Source organism: Geothrix terrae, from assembly GCF_022808775.1.
GTDB lineage: Bacteria > Acidobacteriota > Holophagae > Holophagales > Holophagaceae > Geothrix > Geothrix terrae.
Genome location: NZ_JAKZLA010000002.1, coordinates 156,847 through 173,841, shown reverse-complemented (window position 1 = coordinate 173,841; position 16,995 = coordinate 156,847). Strand labels below are relative to the sequence as shown.

The following is a 16,995-nucleotide window of genomic DNA, read 5'->3' as shown; positions in this document are numbered from 1 at the left end:
GGGTCAGGCCTCCTGCAGCGGGAGCTCCACCATGAAGCGGGCGCCCCGGCCGGGCTCGCTGTCGATCTTCATCTCCCCCCGGTGCGCGTCGATGAGGCTCCGGCAGATGAAGAGGCCGAGCCCCCATCCATGGGCGGCGTCGCCGGCCTGGGTCTGGCGGAAGGGCATGAGCAGCTCCTCGACCTTCGAGACATCCAGCCCGCGCCCGGTGTCCCAGACCTCGAGGCGCCAGATCCTGCTCTCCCATTGCACCGAGGACCTGACGCCCACCTCGCCTCCGGCCGGGGTGAACTTGAGGGCGTTCTCGAAGAGGTTCAGCAGGATCTGGTGGAGGGTGGCCGTGTCGGCGAGGATGTGGGCCCGCCCGGCGTCCGGGGAGACCTCGAGGTGGAAGGTGAGGCCCCTGGCCTCGGCCTTCAGGCGCAGCACGTCCTCGAAGCCCTCGGTGACCTCGGCGGGGACCGTGGGCACCAGCTTGAGGCTCTGCAGCAGCGCCTCCGAGCGGCTCTGGTCCAGGAGGTTCCGCAGGAGCGTCTCGATGCGGTTCGCCTCCCGCTCCATCACGTCGAGCAGGTTCAGGTTGGGGCGGGGGATCAGCTCACGCAGGCGGTCCAGGGTGAGGAGGATGGTGGTGAGGGGCGAGCGGAGATCGTGCGTGACCATGTCCAGCAGCTTCAGCCGGCTTTCGAGGCTGCGCTTGATCTGCTGGTGGGCGTGCTCCAGGGCGCGGTTCTGCCGGTCCAGCATGAGGGTCCGGTTCTCGATGGTCTCCTCGAGCTCGCGGGAACGCATGGCGAGGCTGTGGCCGCGCCACCAGAGCGCCCAGGCGAGCAGGCCGATCAGGGCCAGGGCGATCAGCCCGCGCATCAGCCAGCGCTCGTACCACGCAGGGCGGACTTCGATGGAGACCGGCGCCGCCTCGGCCCAGGTCACGCCATCGCTGGAGGCGCGCAGGTAGAACTCGTAGTGGCCTGCCCGGAGGTTCCGGTACTGGAGCGTGAGGCCCTGGTTCACAGGCTGCCAGCCGTCGTCCACGCCCTGGAGGCAGGCCTGATAGTGGAGCTGGGAGGGCACCAGCGGGTCGCCGGTGTCGAAGCTGAGGTCCAGGTAATCCGGCCGCGGCGGCACGGCCGCCTCGTCCGGAAGCGCCTGGGAACCCCCGGGCCACCGCACGTCGAGAAGGGTGGGGGGCCGCAGGGGTGTGTTGTGGAATGCCAGGGCGTCCTGCAGGATGCAGACGCCTCCGATCATGCCGATCCACAGGCGGCCCTTGGAATCCAGCAGGAAGCCGTCGTGGTTGGTCTCCTCCGAGATCAGGCCCTGGCTGCGGCTCAGGTGATGGAGGTTCCGGCCCTCCAGCAGGGTCACGCCCTTGTTGTGGCCGAAGGCCATGTGCCCGCGCCCCACATCGGCGATGAAATTAATCCCCTCGTCCGGCAGGCCCTCGTTGAGTCCGAAGCTCGTCCACTGGTCGTCCCGCCACAGGTGGAGGCCCTTCATGGTTCCGATCCAGAGCCGTCCCCGGGAATCGATGGCCATGGCCGTCACGGTGGAACTGGCGAAGGGCGCGTCCGGGAAGGCCCGCTGGAGCTTCCCGCCGGCCAGCTCCCACAGCCCGTAGCCCGTGGCCAGCAGGAGGCGACCCTGGTACCTCAGGATGTTGGAGACGGTCTCGTTGCCTGCCTCGGGGGGCAGGCGGTGGTGGGCCAGCAGGCGTCCCCGGCCATCCAGCTCGAACAGGCCCTGGTCGGTGCCCGCCAGGATGCCAGAGCCGTTCCGCACCAGGGTCAGCACCGCCGCTTTGGACATCTGCGCCGGGCCCGCAGGCGACACCCGGCCGTTCCTCCAGTGGGCGAGGCCGCGATCCGTGCCCACCCAGGCGCCGCCCGCGCCATCGGCGAGCATGCCCCAGGTCTCCGTGGCGGGGAGGCCGTCGCGCTGGGTCCAGTGGGCGGTGATGTTGCGGCCATCCTCGACGAGGTAGACGCCCGTGCTGGCGGCGAGGAGGTATCTCTGGGGATCGAGCTCGAGGATGCCCGAGACCGCGGCCAGATCCTTGCCCAGGATCACGTTGGAGCTGTCGATGGTCAGCAGCTCCGGCAGCGCCTGGGCCGCCAGCCCGTCGCCGTCGGAACCGACCCAGAGCACGCCCCGGTGGTCGCGCATGGCGACGAAGATCCGGTCCCGGGGAAGGCCGGTATCAGAGGTGAGGATACGGGTGCGCCCATCGGGTTCCCGCACCAGCACGCCATCGCCGCCCAGGGAGATCTGGAATCCCTCGCCCTGGGCATTGAACCGGAGGCTGACCATGCGGGGAACGCGGGGAAGGCCGGACAGCGGCTCGTTCACCCATCGGCCCCGGTCCATGCGGAGCAGCGCGCCGTCGAGCAGCACCCAGGCCTGTCCGTGGACATCCACCTGGAGGTCGCGGACCCGGCCGCCCGGATGCTTGGGGGACAGGGAATACATGCGGAGGCCCTGCGGGTCCCAGCGGGCCACGGCGCCGTCCTTGCCGAGGATCCAGATGCCCTTGGCGTGGTCCCGGGCCAGGCGCCGGATCGGTCCGCCGGGCCAGGGCGCCGGCAGCTGGACCGGAAGGAACCTCCCCTCCTCCAGCCGGAACAGCCCCTGGCGGTTGCCCACCAGGACGCGATCCCGGTCATCCAGGCCGAGGGCCAGACCCTCGAAGACGCCTTCTCCCTCGGCGAGGCCGTAGTTCAGGACCGTGTCGCCGCGGATCTCGGAGACCCCTTCCTGGCTGCCCACCCAGATGCTTCCGGAGGGGGACTCCATGAGGGCGTAGACGAAGAGGGCCTTGAGTCCCTGGGGCGCCGCGAAGGTCCGGAAGCCCGAAGCGCCCAGGCGGGCGACGCCGCCGGTGTTGGTGCCCACCCACAGGAATCCGTGCTGGTCCTCGATCAGCGCCGTCACCTGGCTCTGCGGCAAGCCATCCCGCAGTCCGAAACGCCGGAACGCGGGCTGCTGTCCCGCCAGGGGCAGGATGGCTCCGACCAGTCCCAGCCAGAGCCAGGCGATGAATACGAGGGGTGTTGAGCGCATGAAACCGAGGCCAAGAGAGTCATCGGCGCGGAAGCGCGCAACGTGATTCTTGGATGGCATGGGACTATGAAAGCATGCTTGTGGACGCTCACTGCCATCTCACGGGAACCCACCTGGCCGAGGGCCAGGTGGAGGCCACCCTGGCCCGGGCACGCGCGGAGGGGGTGACCGGCTTCATCGCCGTTGGCACGGAGTTGGAGGATTCCCGCGCGGTGCTCGACCTCGCGCGGCGCCTTCCAGGCGTCCAGGCCAGCCTGGGCGTGCATCCCCACGAGGCCAAGACCTGGTCTCAGGATACGGAACCAGCCCTAGCGGCCCTGGCGGCCGACCCCGCCGTGCGCTTCGTGGGTGAGACAGGCCTGGACTGGCATTACGACCTGAGCCCGAGGGACGAGCAGGAGGCGGTGTTCCGCGCCCAGATCCGCCTGGCGAAGGCTCTGCGGAAGCCCCTCATGATCCACACCCGTTCCGCCCCCGAGGCCACGCTGAGGATCCTCGAAGAAGAGGGCGCCGACGCCGTCCGGGGCATCATCCACTGCTTCAGCGAGGACCGGCCGTTCGCCGCGAAGGCCCTGGACCTGGGCTTCTACCTGAGCTTCTCGGGCATCGCCACGTTCAAGAAGGCCGAGGCGGTGCGGGACGTGGCGGCCTGGGCCCCGGAGGATCGCATCCTCGTGGAGACGGACGCGCCCTTCCTGGCGCCGGTCCCCTACCGGGGCAAGCCGAACGAACCGGGCTTCGTGCGGTACACCGCCGAGGCCGTGGCCGGCCTGCGGGGGATCTCCTCCCTGAAGCTGGCCGAACTGACCACCCGCAACCTGGAGGCCCTGTGCGGCTGGGCACCCTCTTCCTGACCGGCGCGGCGCTGGCCGCCGCCACCCCCCAGCTTCCCCCCGCTGCCGCCCTGGGAGCGCAGAGCCACCTGCGCCTGCCCTGGGAGCAGTCCTCCCCCCTTGCCTGGCAGGCGGAACCCTGGGCGCCGCCGGCGGACGTGCCGGGTGTTCCCGCGGCCTCGCAGGGGCCCATGACCGTGCACCTGAGTGGGGATGGCACCCTGCGGGTCAGTGACGCCCGGGGCCTGATCCTTCTGCAGGCGGGGCTGCCGGGGCGGCCCCTGCGGGCCTGGCGGGATGGTGGCGTGCCGCTCGCCTCGGCCTGGGGCGTCTGGGGCTTCCCCACGGATTCGCCGCTGACCCAGGGGCTGGGCGGCCTCCGCTGGGCCGCCGATGATTTCCGCCCTTTCCTGCGGGGCCTGCTCTGGGTGCTGGAGGATGGCGAAGGCTTCCTGACCGTGGTGCATCCCGCCACGGCACGGGTGGTCCACCTGCCCCTGCCGCCCGGGCGCGACCTGAGGATCCGGTTCCTCCCGGATCGCCTCGAAGTGGCCGCCGGGGACGTGGAAAAGGGTGCCCCGCGCCAGTGGTCCATCCCCTGGATGGGCCTGCTGCCGAGGTTGGCGGCCCTGGGACCCCATGCCGAAGCCCCCAAGCTGGGCACGGCCCTGGCTCCCTTCCCCAAGGATTGAAAAACTGAAAAGAGTCGGGCTTTCAAAACTGGCACGCCCCTGGCTCAGTAGTCCCCGGAACCGACCCTATGGGAGTCGGCATCCAATCCAGCGGAGGTCCCATGAACGCGTCCTTCACCCATTCCCGTTACGCCGCGGCCCTGTTGCTTCCCGCTGCCCTCCTCAGCGCCGCTCCGCAGGCGCCGGCGGACGATGAAACCTACCAGGGCGAGGCTCCTGAACGCTATGCCATGGTCCGGGCCCTGGAAGGCGAGGTCCGCATCCGCAAGGGCGATGTGGACGAGACCCTGAGCCGCGGCACGCCCGTCGGGGAGGGCGATGTCGTGGAAAGCCGCGGTCGTGGCGTTCTGCAACTGGGCGATGGCACCCGCATCGCCTTCGGGGGCGCCACCCGGTTCACCGTCGCGGCCCTCTTCACCAACCAGAAGGGCGAGAAGCAGGTCCTGCTGCGCCTGGACTACGGCCGGATGCGCGTGCTGCTGGGCGGGCAGTCCGATGCGCGCTTCCGGGTGGACACGCCTTCGGGCACGGCCACCTGCTTCGACAGCGGCTCCTTCACCATCGAGGCCGAGCGTGACAACCTGGTGCGGCTCAAGGTCCACAGCGGCCGGGTCTCCTTCGCCAACGAGCGGGACGAGAACCGGATCGCCGCCGGCGAGCGCCTGACCGTCTACAGCCCCCAGGACCGCCTGGACCGCATTCGCGACTTCAACACCTACGACGGCGACGACTTCGACCGCTGGAGTGAGCGGGCGGTGGTCATCCGGCGCGGCGAGAGCTGGGACCGGGTGCCCCCGGAGATCCGCTACTACGCCGACGAGCTGGACGACCATGGCCGCTGGGTCCACTCCGACGAGTTCGGCTGGGTCTGGCAGCCGGCGGGCGTGGCCGAGGACTGGCGCCCCTACTACGATGGCCGCTGGGCGCCCTACTCCGGCGGCATGACCTGGGTCTCCGACGAGCCCTGGGCCTATGTGGCCTACCACCACGGCCGCTGGCACTGGAGCCTCGGCGTGGGCTGGTTCTGGATCCCCGGCATCTACTACAGCCCCGCCTGGGTCGCCTGGAACTACACGCCCGGCTACTACGGCTGGGCGCCCCTGGGCTACTACAACACCCCCTGCCACTGGGACTACGGCGCCTGGGGCGGCGGCTACGCATGGAATGTGGTGTCCGTGAACTACATCAATGTCGTGAACGTCCGCGGGCGCATCTACTCCGATGCCAACGTCCTCCGGACCTTCAACGGCCCCACCGGCAGCACCACCTGGACCGGTGGCGGCCGGGACCTCCGGGCGCCCTGGCAGCGGTCTCCGCTGGTGGTGTCTCCGAACGAGTTCCGCAACCCGTCCCAGATCCAGCCGGTCTTCCAGCGCGACGTGAACCGCCAGCGCCTTGCGGCCTATGAGCGCCAGGCCCAGGCCGCCACCGGCCGGACCATCATCCGCCGGGAGCTGCCCCCCGCCGCGGCTGGTGCCCGGCCCGGCACCACCGGCGCCCCCGGGGCTCCGGGAGCGGCTGTCACCCGCGTGCCCTTCGAGGACCGCGGCCGGAGGGTCCAGCAGGGGGCCGATCGCCCCGCCGCCTCCCCCCGTGAACGGGGCTTCGAGGACCGGCCGAGGGACCGGGCGCGCGAGCTGCCCGCCACTCAGGACCGCAAGGCCGATCCCGCTCCCAGGGAGCGCGGCGCGGACCCCCGCGGACGCGTCGAGGATCGGCGCCAGGAGCCCGTCACGCGGGAGCGCCCCGCGGAGCCCAGGCCCCGCGTGGAGGAGCGGCGTCAGGACCCCCAGCCCCGAGAACGCGGCTACGAGTCCCGGCCTTCCAGCCCGGATCGTCGCCCGGAGGCCGCTCCTCGGGAGCGCCCCGTGGAACCGCGGCCGCGGATCGAGCGCGAGGAACGCCGCCCGGACCCTTCGCCTCGGCCCGCAGAGCGGGAATCCCGGCCCGCGCCGCGGGTCGATCCGCCCCGCGAAGAGCGCCGAGAGTCGGCTCCCGAGTCCCGTCCCACCCAGGCGCCCTCCCGGCCTTCCGGCGGTGAAGGACGGGGCGGCGGCCGCGAGGTCCGGCGCTGAACCGACCCCTTGAACGCAGAATGGGCCCCGGTTGGGGCCCATTCCGTGCTCGCCGCCGCGATGCAGCGCCGGTTCAGATCACTTCGACGGGATAGCAGCCCTTCTGGATCAGCTCCGAGGCGATGCGGCCCCGCAGGCGGGCGCTGCTGGTGGGGTGGAACTCGGTGAAGGCCTTCACGCCGGCCAGGGCGTGGCGCAGGGCCTCGCCTTCCACCACGTCGGCGCAGAGCATGCGGGCGTCGCCGTGGACCTTGTGCCAGCTCTCGTTCACGTAGAGCTCGGTCATGTCGCGGGCGATCTGGGCCCAGCGGTGGCCGGACTCCACCATGCGCTCGGCGCGCACCACGGCGCTCTCCATGGCGTAGATCTCCATGAGCATGTTGCTCATGCGGGCCATGACCTCCTGGTTGTCCACGAGCTTCTGGCCCAGCACCTGCACCGCCAGGCCCGCGGCCAGCATGCACTGGCGCTTGCTGAGCTCCACGCCATGCTTCAGGCGGGCGAGGGGGCCCGTGAAGCTCTCAGCCTTGATGGGGTTGGAGATCTCCTTGGCCACCTGCTGGCCGAACTGCATGAGCGGCAGCTCGCCCTTCATGGCGCGCTTGAGCAGCGTGCCGGCGATGAGGAGGCGGTTGATCTCGTTGGTGCCCTCGAAGATGCGGTTGATGCGGCAGTCGCGCTGGGCCTTCTCGGGCGGGTACTCGGCGCTGAACCCGTAGCCGCCGAAGGCCTGCACGGCCTCGTCCGCCACGGAGAACAGGGCCTCGCTCGCCCACACCTTCGAGATGCTGCACTCGATGGCGTACTCGTCGATGGCGGCCATCTTGTCGGCGCCGGCCGTGGGGCTGTCCCAGCTGGTGGCGTGGAGGGCGTCATCCAGGTAGCCGATGGTGCGGAAGTTGAGCGCTTCGGCCACGAAGATCTTGGTGGCCATGTCCGCCAGCTTCTGCTGGATGAGGCCGAAGGAGTTGATGGGCTTGCCGAACTGCTGGCGCTCGCCGGTGTACTTGATCGTGTATTCCAGGATCCGCTTCATGCCGCCCTGGCTTCCCACGCCCAGCTTGAAGCGGCCGATGTTCAGGATGCCGAAGGCGATCTTGTGGCCCTTTCCGATCTCGCCCAGCAGGCGATCCTTGGGGATGCGGCAGTTCTCCAGGATGACGGTGCGGGTGGAGCTGCCCTTGATGCCCATCTTCTTCTCTTCGGCGCCGGTGCTGACGCCGGGATCCGTCTTCTCGACGATGAAGGCGCTGAAGTCCTTGCCGTCCACCTTGGCGAAGATCACGAAGACATCGGCGAAGCCGGCGTTGGTGATCCACATCTTGGTGCCGTTCAGCACCCAAGCGTCCCCGTCCAGCACGGCGGTGGCCTTGGCGCCCAGGGCGTCGGAGCCGCTGCCGGCCTCGGTGAGGGCATAGGCGGCCAGCCACTCGCCCGTGGCCAGCTTGGGCAGGTAGGCCTTCTTCTGGGCCTCGGTGCCGAAGTAGACGATGGGCAGGGTGCCGATGCCGGTGTTGGCGCTGTAGCTCACGGCGAAGCTGCCCTGCTTGCTCATCTCCTCGAGCACGAGCATGGCGGTGCGCTTGTCCACGTCCATGCCTTCGTAGGCCTCGGGGATCTCCAGGCCCAGAAGGCCCAGCTCGCCGGCCTTCTTCATGAGCTGGATGGTGAGGGGGAGGTCGAGCTTGTCGATCTCCTCGTCCCGGGGGATGACCTCGCCCTCGATGAAGTCCCGGGCGGCCCGGGCGAACTCCTTGGCGTCATCGCCGAACTCCTCGGCGGTGAACTGGGGCAGGGCCCCGATGGGGGTCAACAGGAAACTGCCTCCCTTGACCTGCTCTGCAGCGGCGGTGCTCATCTCTGTCCTCCAGATTGGGTAGGGATCACGATGGGGGTCCGCGCGGCTCTTGACTAGCCTCTACCTCCGGTCAATGCCTGGGATACCTCAGGTAGGTCTCCTCTCTGGTTCAATGGAGGTTCCCAGGAGGTTGGATGCCGGAAGGCCGTCATGTGCAGCAGATGTTTTCGGCCATCGCCGGGAAGTACGACCTCCTGAACCACGTGCTGTCCGGAGGTGTGGACTTCTGGTGGTGGTGGCGCATGGCCCGCCGCGCCGGGGCGGCGCCCGGGAAGCGCTTCCTGGACGTGGCCGCCGGCACCGGGGATTCCAGCGTGGCCCTGGCCCGCCGCGGCGCCGAGGTGGTCAGCACGGACTTCACCCACGCCATGCTGCGCCTGGGGCCCGTCAAGTTCCAGCGCAAGGGCCTGGCGGACCGGATCTGGGCCTCCAGCGACGCGGATGCCCAGCGGCTGCCCTTCAAGGACGCCACCTTCGACGGCATCACCATCTGCTACGGCATCCGCAACGTGGAGGTCCGGCCCCTGGCCTACGCGGAATTCCTGCGGGTGCTGAAGCCTGGGGGCCAGCTCACCATCCTGGAGTTCAGCACGCCGGTGGTGCCCGGGCTGAAGGCCGTCTACGACTGGTACAGCCTCCGGGTGCTGCCGCGCATCGGCGCCTGGATCAGCGGCGACGCCTCCGCCTACACCTACCTTCCCGAGAGCATCCGGGGCTTCCCGGACCAAGGGGCCCTGGCCGCGGAACTGACTGCCGCGGGCTTCCGCCAGGTGGTGTGGACGAACCTCACGGGCGGCATCGCCGCCCTGCACACGGGGATCCGCTAGCTATCCGATGGGGTACCGCCCCTGGTCCATGAGGGCGAGGGCGATGCGGTTCCGCAGCGCGGAGAGGGGCGCAGGAGCCGGCGCGCGCATGGCGAGCAGTTCCGCCATGAGGGCGTCCAGGGCCTCGCCGGAGGCCAGCTCGCCCGCCAGCATGCGGGCCTCGGCCTGCACGCGGTTCCAGGCCTCCTGGGCATAGACCTCGGCCAGGTCCCGGGCCAAGGCGGCCCAGCGGTGGCCGGCGGTGGCCATCTTCCCTGCCCGCACCACGGCGGACTCCATGGCATAGAGTTCCAGCAGGAGATTCGCGATGTGGGCCGCGGCCTCCTGGTTGTCCAGGATCTTCGGCCCCTGCTCGGCCTGGGCCCGGGCGATGACCTTCAGGGCCCGAGCCTTGGCCAGGGCCACGGTGGCCAGGAGGGGATCGGCAGGCAGGTTCAGGGCCGCCGCCGAGGCCTCGGCCAGAGGCAGCCCATCCGTGCCGCTGCAGCGCTTGAGGAAGGTGCCGGCGACGAGGAGGCGGTTGATCTCGTTGGTGCCCTCGAAGATGCGGTTGATGCGGCAGTCGCGGTAGATCTTCTCCGCCGGGTACTCGGCGCTGAAGCCGGCGCCGCCGAAGGTCTGCAGGGCGTCGTCGGCCGTGGCGAAGAGGGCCTCGCTGCCCCAGACCTTGGCCATGGAGGCCTCCACCGAGTACTCCTCGATAGCCTTCATCTTGTCCGCGCCGCCGGTCTCGCTGTCCCAGCTGGTGTGGGCCAGGGCCTCGTCCAGGTAGCCGATGGTGCGGAAGTTCATGCTCTCGCCCACGAAGATCCGCACGGCCATGTTGGCCAGCTTCTGCTGGATGAGGCCGAAGGCGGTGAGCGGCTTGCCGAACTGGGTGCGCTCTCCGGCGTATTTGAGCGTGTACTCCAGCACGCGCTTGCCGGCCCCGGCGGAGCTGGCGCCCAGCTTGAAGCGGCCCACGTTCAGGATGCCGAAGGCGATGCGGGCGCCCTTACCCTTGCCTCCCAGCAGCCGGTCCTCGGGGATGCGGCAGTTGTCGAGGATGACCGTGCGGGTGGAGCTGCCCTTGATGCCGAGCTTCTTCTCCTCGGCGCCGGTGCTCACGCCGGGATCGGTCTTCTCGACGATGAAGGCGCTGAGGTGGGTGCCGTTGACCTTCGCGAAGACCACGAAGACATCGGCGAAGCCCGCGTTGGTGATCCAGGCCTTGGTGCCGTTCAACACCCAGTGGCCGTCCTCCAGCACCGCGGTGGCCTTGGCGCCGAGCGCGTCGGAGCCGCTGCCGGCCTCGGTCAGCGCGTAGGCCGCCACCCATTCGCCGCTGGCCAGCCTGGGCAGGTACTTCGCCTTCTGCGCGTGGTTCCCGAAGTAGACGATGGGCAGGGTGCCGATGCTGGTGTGGGCGCCGTAGCTGGTGGAGAAGCTGGCCTGCTTGGCCATCTCCTCCAGCACCAGGAGGGCGGTTTTCTTGTCCAGATCCAGGCCGCCGTAGGCCTCGGGGATCTCGATGCCGAGGATGCCCAGCTCGCCGGCCTTGCGCAGCAGCTCGCGGTTCAGCTCCAGGTCCAGGTGGTCGATCTCTTCGTCCCGGGGCATGACCTCGCCGCTGACGAAGTCGCGGGCGGCCTCGGCGATGGCGAGAGCCTCCTCGCTGCTCTCCTCGGCAGTGAACTGGGGCAGGGTGCCCGCGGGGTGGAACATGAAACTGCCGCCGCGCACGAGCTGAGTGTCATTCAGGGCCATGGACGCCTCCCGGTCCATGGATGATCTACCCGGAGTCAGGAGCGGCTCCAGTCCAATCGGGGCGATCTGGATCACAAATGACCAAATGGTCTATAACAACCGCTTCTGCCCCTTGGGGTGGTGCAGGACCACGTCCTTCACCCGGTGGATCCAGCCCGGCCGGTCCTCGGGGTCCAGGCGCTCGTGGACCAGGCTCCGCTCGTCCAGGAGCTTGTCCACGAGCTTGTCGATGGACTCGGCGAAGAACGTGTCCGTGTCGCGCACGCCATCCGCCGCCAGGTGGCCGGAGAAGGGCACCTTGAACAGCAGGTCGTAGCTCTTCATCCAGTGGTGCATGAAGCGCTCGATGGGCAGCTGCCGGCCGAAGGCCAGCATCATGTAGGCGTAGTTGTCCAGCACGCTGCGGTCGCACACCACGACATCATGCTGGCTGCCGGACCGGATCTCCTCGGCCATCTGCGTGAAGAAGATCCAGGTCTGGGCTTCCAGCGAGGTCTTCTGATTGATGGGCAGGGGCGAGAGCCGCGCGACCTCCTTCACGATGTCCACATGGACGCCCTCCCGCTTGAGGGCCGCGGCCAGCTCATAGCAGAGCGTGGTCTTCCCCACGCCATGCGTGCCGATGAAGGCGATCTTCACGCTTCCCCCTCGGTTCTCTGGGCGCGGCGCGCCTGGATCTCTTCCCGGAACTTCTGGGCGCAATCGGGGCAGACGCCGTGGGTGAAGGTGGCTTCCGTGTGCTCGGACAGGTAGGTCTCGATCTGGCTCCAGTAGCCGTGGTCGTCGCGCACCTTCTTGCAGTTGCTGCAGATGGGAAGCATGCCGCTGAGCTGCTTCACGTCGGCCAGCGCATGGGTGAGGTCCTGGATCAGGCGCTCGCGCTCCACCTCCATGCGCTTGCGTTCGGTGATGTCCCGGGTGACGCCCTGGAAGCCGAGCAGGCTGCCCCCCTCGCCCCAGACGATGCGCCACTGGGCCTCCACCTGGATCTCCCGGCCATCCTTGCGCTTCACGGTCGTCTGGAGCAGGTCGTGCTCGAACGGCTGGGAGCCGGGAGGAAGCTGACGCGCCTTGTCCATCCGTTCCCGGAACACCTCGCTCCCCTTCCGGGACAGCGCCCGTTCCTCGGAGCTGAGGGCCATGAACTCCTCGGCGGTCCATCCGCGCTGGCGGAAGATGGAAGGGCTGATGTAGGTGAGCCGGCCATCCGGATCCATGGACCAGATGACATCCGTGGCGTTCTCCGCCAGCAGGCGGTATCGGGCTTCCTGGGCGGCCAGGCGCTCCTGGTCCGCCAGCTGCCGGGTCCAGGAGGCCCGCGCCTGCCAGCCCAGCGCCAGCGTGAGGGAGGCCAGTCCCAGGATCGCCAGGACGGCGAAGGCGACCTGGTGGCGCCAGGTGCGGAGGTACTCGACCTGGGCCAGTCCCACCAGAATGTAGAACCGTGGATCATCAGTCTTGCGCAAGGTATAGGTGCGTAGGGCCCCATCGAGGCTCGACCGTTCCGTGAAATGGGTGGAGGGGCTCTCGGAACGCACCGCCTCCAGGTAGCCGCCCTGGATCCGGGTGTCGCCCGTCATCTTCTGCTGGCCCTCGAAATCGGGGTACCTGGCGAGCAGGCTGAGGTCCGTTCCCCTCAGGGACACGGATCCCTTCATGCCCACGTCCAGGCGGGACATGGTCCGGGCCAGTTGTTCAGTGGGCAGGACGGCCAGGACCGCGCCGGCGAAACCGCCACCCTTCCTTTCGAGAGGGCGGGCCAGGATGATGCCCCAGGTCCCCCCCTGATCCTGCACCGGGCGAGAAATGGAGAGGGTGTCCAGGGGCGCTTCCCTGAGTTGCAGAAAGAAGGCTGGGTCGACCGTATTGACCGCGAGTCCGGATGGAGCCGCGTGGATGATGCGCCCACCGGCATCGACGATCTGGATGGAGGCGAGGATGCCCATCCGGCGGAGCTGGGTCTGGGCGAGGGCGTTCACCCTCCGGCCGGTGGGGTCGTGGCGGGCCTCATCCTGGATGGACCTGATGGCCAGGTCGATTCTCTGGATGGTGTCCTCCACGTTGTCTTCCAGTACCTGGGCCAGGTTCTGGGTGGTGGATTCCGCCCGTTCCACCTGGTGCCGGTGGCTCAGGGCCAGCACCCAGATGGCAAGGGCCAGGGCCAGCAGGTTGAACAGGGCCAGCAGCGCGCCCATCACCTTGATGAAGGTCGAAGGCGTGATCCGTGATGGGGGTGACGTGTGGCTCATGCGGCCTCGTCAGAACAGGCTCTTCCCGTCCATGACCTCGGGCTGGGGGAGGCCGAACAGCTTCAGCAGGGTGGGCGCCACATCGTTGAGGGCGCCGCCGCTGCGGAGCTGCCGGGCCTCGAAGCCCCGGGCCACGAGGACCGCGGGGACCGGGTTCAGGGTGTGCGAGGTGTGGGGATTGCCGCCTTCGTCGCGCATGCACTCGCAGTTGCCGTGGTCGGCGGTGATGAAGAGGGCGCCGCCCGCAGCCAGGGTGGCGTCCACGATGCGGCCCACGGCCGCGTCCACGGCCTCGCAGGCCGTGATGGCCGCCTTCAGGTCACCCGTGTGGCCGATCATGTCCGGATTGGCCAGGTTGCAGACCAGGAGCCGGTACTGGCCGGAGCGGATGGCGGCCTCGAGGCCCTGGCTCACGTCCGGCAGGCTCATCTCGGGCTGGAGGTCGTAGGTGGCCACCTTGGGGGAGGGCACCAGACGGCGCTCCTCGCCTTCGAAAGGCGCCTCCCGCCCGCCGTTGAAGAAGTAGGTGACATGGGCGTATTTCTCGGTTTCGGCCGTGCGGAACTGGCGCCAGCCCTGCGCGCTGACGAGCTCGCCCAGGATGTGCTCCAGGCTCTGGGGCGGGTAGGCCACGGACACGTACGGGGCCAGCTCGATGTCGTAGGCGGTGAAGGTGACGAGCTCCACCTTGGGGCGATGGTCCGGGGCGAAGCCCTTGAAGTCCGGATGCACCAGAGCGTGGCACATCTGGCGCGCGCGGTCGGCGCGGAAGTTGAACCAAAGCACACCGTCGCCGTCGGCGATCGGGTGGAAGGCGTCGAGCTTCGTGGGGGCCACGAACTCGTCCGTCTCGCCCCGGGCGTAGGCCGCGGCGATGGCGGCCAGGGCGTCCGGCGCGGCCTGAGGGGCGTTGCCGTCCACGTAGAGCTTCCAGGCCTGCTCCGTGCGTTCCCAGCGCTTGTCGCGATCCATGGCCGTGTATCGCCCGCATACCGATCCGATGGTCACCAGCGGTGTGTTGCGCAGCTGAAAGGTCAGCCACTGGAGGTAGCCGTCGGAGCTCTTCTGACCCGTGTCGCGTCCGTCCGTGATGGCGTGGATGGTGGTGGGCACGCCCTCGGCCTGGGCCCACTGGGCCAGGGCCACGAGGTGGTTCTGGTGGCTGTGGACGCCGCCGTCGCTCACGAGGCCCATGAGGTGGAGACGCTTGCCCGAGGCCTTGAGGCTGGCCAGCAGGGCACTCATGGCGGGGTTCTCCCGGAAGGTGCCCCGCCGGATGGCGGCATCGATGCGGGTGAGCTCCTGCCAGACCACCCGGCCGGCGCCCAGGTTCATGTGCCCCACTTCCGAGTTGCCGAACTGCCCATCCGGCAGGCCCACGGCCTCGCCGCTGGTGAAGAGCTGCGTGGTGGCGTAGGTCTTCCGCAGCGCATTGAAGCGCGGCATGGCCGCCACGAACGTGGCGTCAAAGGCGTTCCGCGGCCCGTCGCCAAAGCCGTCGAGGATGAGGAGCGTGATGGGGCCGGGGATCATGGAGGGCGTCATCTCTTTTTGTCGTTGCGTTGCTGGGTCTTCAGCCCGTGGGGCAGGTCCTCCTCGGTGACGAACCCGATGGGTCGCACCTTGGGGGCGCCCTCGACCTCCTCGCCCTGGATGATCTTGATGAGCGTGTCCAGCTTCTGCTCCAGGGCCGTCACGCGCAGGGACAGCTCCGCCTGGGCGGTGATCACGTGCCGGGCCTCGGCGAAAGCAGGCAGGAGCTTGAGCAGGGCGGGCTCGTGGCCGGGCACCAGGCCCGCCAGCAGGGCGGCTCCGGCCTCGGTGAAGGCCAGCACCGGCGCGTCGGGGATGCGCTGGCGCTCCTCGGCGGTCAGGTGGAAGACGAGGGCCTCGGGGAACCGGTCGGCGTGCGAGGTCACCAGGGCGGCGAGGGCCTTGGGCTCCAGCCCCAGCTGGTCCGCCAGGGCCTGGTCCGGCAGGGCCGCGGCGTCGCGGACCCAGAGCAGGCGGGAGAGGATTTCGACGGGGGCGGCCATCAGGGCACCTGCTCGCCATGGGGATGGGACAGCAGGTAGAGGACGGCCATGCGGACGGGTACGCCGTTGGTGACCTGGTCGAGGATGAGGTTGTTGGGGCCGTCGGCCACGTCGCTGGTGATCTCCAGGCCGCGGTTGATGGGGCCCGGGTGCAGGACCACCACATCCTTCTTCGCGCGCGTCATGCGGGCGGGGTTGAGCTGGAAGAAGCGGCTGTACTCGCCCTGGCCGGGGATGTAGGCGCCGGTGCCGCGCTCGAACTGGGCGCGGAGCATCATGATGGCGTTCTGCTCGGGGATCACGGCGTCGAAATCATGGCTGATCTTGATGCCGGGCCAGGTGGCGGCCATCTCCTGGGGCACCAGCGTGGGAGGTCCCACCAGGGTGACCTTGGCGCCCATGCGGGTGAGCAGCCAGAGGTTGGAGCGCACCACGCGGCTGTTGCGGATGTCGCCCACGATGGCCACCCGCAGGCCCTCCAGGCTGCCGAAGTGCTTGCGCAGGGTGTAGGCGTCCAGCAGGGCCTGAGTGGGGTGCTCGTGGGCGCCGTCGCCAGCGTTCACGATGCTGGCCTTCATGTGCCGGGCCAGGAGGGCGTGGGCCCCGGGGGCGCTGTGGCGCATGACGATCAGGTCCGGGTGCATGGCCTCCAGGTTCATGGCCGTGTCGATGAGCGTCTCGCCCTTGTTCAGGCTGCTGGTGTCGGCGTCGAAGTTGATGATCTCGGCCGACAACCGCTTTTCGGCGATCTCGAAGCTGTTGCGGGTGCGGGTGCTGTTCTCGAAGAAGAGGTTCACCACCAGCTTCTTGCGGAGGGCCGGCACGATCTTGATGCTGGGGCGCTCGCAGACCTCCTCGAAGGCCCGGGCCTGGTCCAGGATCGCTGTGATGTCCTGGGGGCTGAGGGGCTCGATGCCCAGCAGGTGCTTGTGGGGAAAGACGTAGCGCTCGGACGTCATCAGCAGGCCTCCACGGTCACGCCGTCTTCACCATCGATTTCCTTCAGCCGCACTGCCACCCGGTGGCCCGGCGGCACCTCCACCCGCAGGCCGGCGAGGTCCGCCTGGATGGGCAGCTCCCGCCCGCTGCGGTCCGCCAGCACCAGCAGCATCACCCGGCGGGGCCGGCCATGGTCCAGCAGGGCGTCCAGCGCCGCCCGGACTGTCCGGCCCGTGTAGAGCACGTCGTCCACCAGCACCACCGTGCGCTCCTTCAGGGTGAAGGGGATCTCCGTGGGCCGGACGATGGGGCTGCCCACCATCTCGGTGAGGTCGTCCCGGTAGAGGGTGATGTCCAGGGCGCCCACGGGGACGTGCGCCCCGGTGGCGGCGCGGAGGTGAGCGGCCAGACGCTCGGCCAGGGGCAGGCCCCGGGAGCGGATGCCCAGGAGGACGACCTCCTCCTCGGGCCGCAGGCGGGCCAGCAGATCCTCGGCCAGGCGCCGGAGGGTGGCTTCCATCTGGCCGGGGTCCATGGGGCAGGGGCCTTGGGCTTCGGGCATGGAACCTCCGGGGTGCGCCCCCGCGGGGCGCGCGCACGGGACCCAGTCTATCCCAGCCCGGTCCCGGACCGGGGGCCGCCGGGGCCAGATTTGACGACGTTCCAAACCGCCCTGGTTG

Annotated in this window: 13 protein-coding genes; 4 read left to right on the top strand and 9 right to left on the bottom strand. The window is 69.4% G+C overall.

What is annotated here, in order from left to right:
- Window positions 1-3 precede the first annotated feature (3 nt).
- The gene (locus MLE42_RS03835; protein WP_243286564.1) at window positions 4-3,060 is read right to left on the bottom strand and encodes a sensor histidine kinase; all 3,057 of its coding nucleotides are present in this window, start codon (window positions 3,058-3,060) and stop codon (window positions 4-6) included.
- Window positions 3,061-3,134: 74 nt separating this feature from the next.
- On the opposite strand from MLE42_RS03835, the gene MLE42_RS03830 reads away from it, so the two are divergent.
- From MLE42_RS03830 to MLE42_RS15990, 3 genes are all read left to right on the top strand, one after another.
- Window positions 3,135-3,914 (top strand): TatD family hydrolase, encoded by a 780-nt coding sequence (locus tag MLE42_RS03830; protein WP_243286563.1) that lies wholly within the window; start codon window positions 3,135-3,137, stop codon window positions 3,912-3,914.
- Window positions 3,890-4,585, top strand: coding sequence for a hypothetical protein (locus tag MLE42_RS03825; RefSeq protein ID WP_243286562.1), 696 nt, complete (start codon window positions 3,890-3,892; stop codon window positions 4,583-4,585). Before MLE42_RS03830 ends, MLE42_RS03825 begins: the two co-directional genes overlap by 25 nt.
- A 101-nt stretch (window positions 4,586-4,686) precedes the next feature.
- Window positions 4,687-6,660, top strand: coding sequence for a DUF6600 domain-containing protein (locus MLE42_RS15990; protein ID WP_275975699.1), 1,974 nt, complete (start codon window positions 4,687-4,689; stop codon window positions 6,658-6,660).
- A 73-nt stretch (window positions 6,661-6,733) separates the two neighbouring features.
- On the opposite strand, the gene MLE42_RS03815 is transcribed toward MLE42_RS15990, so the two are convergent.
- The gene (locus MLE42_RS03815; RefSeq protein ID WP_243286561.1) at window positions 6,734-8,518 is read right to left on the bottom strand and encodes an acyl-CoA dehydrogenase family protein; all 1,785 of its coding nucleotides are present in this window, start codon (window positions 8,516-8,518) and stop codon (window positions 6,734-6,736) included.
- A 134-nt stretch (window positions 8,519-8,652) separates the two neighbouring features.
- Between MLE42_RS03815 and MLE42_RS03810 the strand changes: the two genes are divergently transcribed.
- Entirely contained in the window at window positions 8,653-9,345 is a 693-nt protein-coding gene (locus MLE42_RS03810; RefSeq protein WP_243286560.1) for a class I SAM-dependent methyltransferase, read from the top strand.
- On the opposite strand, the gene MLE42_RS03805 is transcribed toward MLE42_RS03810, so the two are convergent.
- The 7 genes from MLE42_RS03805 to pyrR form a co-directional block, all read right to left on the bottom strand.
- The gene (locus tag MLE42_RS03805; RefSeq protein WP_243286559.1) at window positions 9,346-11,091 is read right to left on the bottom strand and encodes an acyl-CoA dehydrogenase family protein; all 1,746 of its coding nucleotides are present in this window, start codon (window positions 11,089-11,091) and stop codon (window positions 9,346-9,348) included.
- A 90-nt stretch (window positions 11,092-11,181) separates the two neighbouring features.
- The gene (locus MLE42_RS03800; RefSeq protein WP_243286558.1) at window positions 11,182-11,730 is read right to left on the bottom strand and encodes an AAA family ATPase; all 549 of its coding nucleotides are present in this window, start codon (window positions 11,728-11,730) and stop codon (window positions 11,182-11,184) included.
- Entirely contained in the window at window positions 11,727-13,340 is a 1,614-nt protein-coding gene (locus MLE42_RS03795; protein ID WP_243286557.1) for a PAS domain S-box protein, read from the bottom strand. Before MLE42_RS03795 ends, MLE42_RS03800 begins: the two co-directional genes overlap by 4 nt.
- Window positions 13,341-13,349: 9 nt before the next feature.
- A complete protein-coding gene (gene gpmI, locus MLE42_RS03790; protein WP_243286556.1) occupies window positions 13,350-14,885 on the bottom strand; it encodes a 2,3-bisphosphoglycerate-independent phosphoglycerate mutase in 1,536 nt (511 codons plus the stop codon).
- On the bottom strand, window positions 14,882-15,376 hold the full coding sequence (locus MLE42_RS03785) for an ORF6N domain-containing protein (RefSeq protein WP_243286555.1): 495 nt from the start codon (window positions 15,374-15,376) through the stop codon (window positions 14,882-14,884). The genes gpmI and MLE42_RS03785 overlap by 4 nt, the downstream gene beginning before the upstream one ends.
- On the bottom strand, window positions 15,376-16,335 hold the full coding sequence (locus MLE42_RS03780) for an aspartate carbamoyltransferase catalytic subunit (RefSeq protein WP_243286554.1): 960 nt from the start codon (window positions 16,333-16,335) through the stop codon (window positions 15,376-15,378). The genes MLE42_RS03785 and MLE42_RS03780 overlap by 1 nt, the downstream gene beginning before the upstream one ends.
- Window positions 16,335-16,877: a bifunctional pyr operon transcriptional regulator/uracil phosphoribosyltransferase PyrR gene (pyrR, locus tag MLE42_RS03775; protein ID WP_243286553.1), complete on the bottom strand. Its 543-nt coding sequence runs from the start codon at window positions 16,875-16,877 to the stop codon at window positions 16,335-16,337. Before pyrR ends, MLE42_RS03780 begins: the two co-directional genes overlap by 1 nt.
- Between the last annotated feature and the right edge of the window lie 118 nt (window positions 16,878-16,995).

Excerpts from the sequence above, each read along its gene's own strand:
- MLE42_RS03835 (WP_243286564.1), bottom strand. The coding sequence starts at position 3,060 with ATGCGCTCAACACCCCTCGTATTCATCGCCTGGCTCTGGCTGGGACTG.
- MLE42_RS03830 (WP_243286563.1), top strand. The coding sequence starts at position 3,135 with ATGCTTGTGGACGCTCACTGCCATCTCACGGGAACCCACCTGGCCGAG.
- MLE42_RS15990 (WP_275975699.1), top strand. The coding sequence starts at position 4,687 with ATGAACGCGTCCTTCACCCATTCCCGTTACGCCGCGGCCCTGTTGCTT.
- MLE42_RS03815 (WP_243286561.1), bottom strand. The coding sequence starts at position 8,518 with ATGAGCACCGCCGCTGCAGAGCAGGTCAAGGGAGGCAGTTTCCTGTTG.
- MLE42_RS03810 (WP_243286560.1), top strand. The coding sequence starts at position 8,653 with ATGCCGGAAGGCCGTCATGTGCAGCAGATGTTTTCGGCCATCGCCGGG.
- MLE42_RS03805 (WP_243286559.1), bottom strand. The coding sequence starts at position 11,091 with ATGGCCCTGAATGACACTCAGCTCGTGCGCGGCGGCAGTTTCATGTTC.
- MLE42_RS03795 (WP_243286557.1), bottom strand. The coding sequence starts at position 13,340 with ATGAGCCACACGTCACCCCCATCACGGATCACGCCTTCGACCTTCATC.
- gpmI (WP_243286556.1), bottom strand. The coding sequence starts at position 14,885 with ATGACGCCCTCCATGATCCCCGGCCCCATCACGCTCCTCATCCTCGAC.
- MLE42_RS03785 (WP_243286555.1), bottom strand. The coding sequence starts at position 15,376 with ATGGCCGCCCCCGTCGAAATCCTCTCCCGCCTGCTCTGGGTCCGCGAC.
- MLE42_RS03780 (WP_243286554.1), bottom strand. The coding sequence starts at position 16,335 with ATGACGTCCGAGCGCTACGTCTTTCCCCACAAGCACCTGCTGGGCATC.
- pyrR (WP_243286553.1), bottom strand. The coding sequence starts at position 16,877 with ATGCCCGAAGCCCAAGGCCCCTGCCCCATGGACCCCGGCCAGATGGAA.